The 1,407-nt window shown below is 38.8% G+C and carries 2 protein-coding genes; both read right to left on the bottom strand.

What is annotated here, in order from left to right; translation table 11 throughout:
- Positions 1 to 153 precede the first annotated feature (153 nt).
- Positions 154 to 1,038 (bottom strand): IS3 family transposase, encoded by an 885-nt coding sequence (locus C406_RS0118980; RefSeq protein ID WP_337471940.1) that lies wholly within the window; start codon positions 1,036 to 1,038, stop codon positions 154 to 156.
- On the bottom strand, positions 1,038 to 1,328 hold the full coding sequence (locus tag C406_RS0118975) for a transposase (RefSeq protein ID WP_017382214.1): 291 nt from the start codon (positions 1,326 to 1,328) through the stop codon (positions 1,038 to 1,040). Before C406_RS0118975 ends, C406_RS0118980 begins: the two co-directional genes overlap by 1 nt.
- Positions 1,329 to 1,407 lie beyond the last annotated feature (79 nt).

Raw genomic sequence — 1,407 nt, 5'->3', positions numbered from 1 at the left:
GTGATGGACTTCTGTCAAGAAAGTGTACAGCAAAATTGATAAAATTCGGATTTCTCAAATGGCTACCGCACTGCGTTTGGTGAAGGTTATGAGAAGATAAAATTCAAAAAGACGAACTTTATCTTCTCATAACCTATAGGTAAGCCTAAAAATTCAGATGCTTTCCAGTGCAAATAAATTGCATTTCCTTTCAAATTTATTCGGTGATAAATAGCCAAGAGTTGAGTGTTTTCTTCGTTCATTGTAAAAGCTCACAATATAAGAGCTTATACTCTTACGAGCCTCTTCACGGGTCTTGAATTTTCTTCGATAAACCAATTCCTTTTTGATGGTAGCATGGAAAGACTCAATGCATGCATTGTCATACGGATCGCCTTTTCTACTCATGCTAACTTGAATCTTATTCGAGAGTAACGTATCTACATAAGCGTGAGAACTGTATTGTACTCCGCGGTCCGAGTGGTGAATAAGTTCCCCAGTTATTTTTCGAGAACCGAGAGCGATATTGAGCGCCTGCATCGGAAGTTCTTTACGCATATGTGAATCCAGTGCCCAGCCTATGATTTTACGTGAATAGAGGTCCATAATACTCGACAGATAGAGCCAGCCTTCATTTGTCCAAATGTATGTAATATCCGCAACCCATACATGATTTGGCTGCGCCACACTGAACTGTCTATTCAGGATATTGGGATAAATCTGTTGGTCATGATTCGAGTCGGTTGTTACCATAAATTTGCTTGGGACTGTGGCACATAATTCCATTTCCTTCATCATGTTGGCAACCTTTTTTTGTGAGATAGAGTAGCCCCAATCTAATAAGTCATCATGCACCCTTGGGCTACCATAAGTACCTCCACTTTCATGAAATGATTGCGCGATTTTATGTTGGAGCTCATCTTTAATCGCCTGCTTTTCTAGATTTGGATTGAGCATTCTATTTCGCCAATTTATATATCCTTGTCTAGATACTTTCAAAGCGCTACACATCTTCACAACAGAATGCTTTGTCTCATGATCATGAATGAACTGAAAAATTACATCTGGTTTTTGGTGAAGATGTGCATAGCCTTTTTTAGAATTGAATTCTCTTCCTCTAAATCTCGAATTCTCTTCTCGTAAGCAGTTTCACGCTTTTCTAACTCCGCAGGAGTAACCAATTCAGGGGTAACAGAAACATTCTTCTTGTCTCTATATTTCCTTACCCAACCAGCGACTGTTCCCACAGAAAGATCGAGCTCACGACATAATTGTATTGCCACTCTATTTTCTTCTACGATGAGTTTCGCTACATATTCCTTGTACTCAGGTGTATGATGATTTCCCATTCTGATCACTTCCTTTTTGATGTTTCTATTATAAGGAATTCGGATTTCATCTGTACACTTTTTATACTAAGCTCAGTGA

Origin of the sequence: Paenisporosarcina sp. TG-14 (assembly GCF_000297555.1) — a bacterium.
In the GTDB taxonomy this organism is placed as follows: Bacteria; Bacillota; Bacilli; order Bacillales_A; family Planococcaceae; genus Paenisporosarcina; species Paenisporosarcina antarctica.
This window is presented reverse-complemented; position numbering and strand designations above follow the sequence as displayed.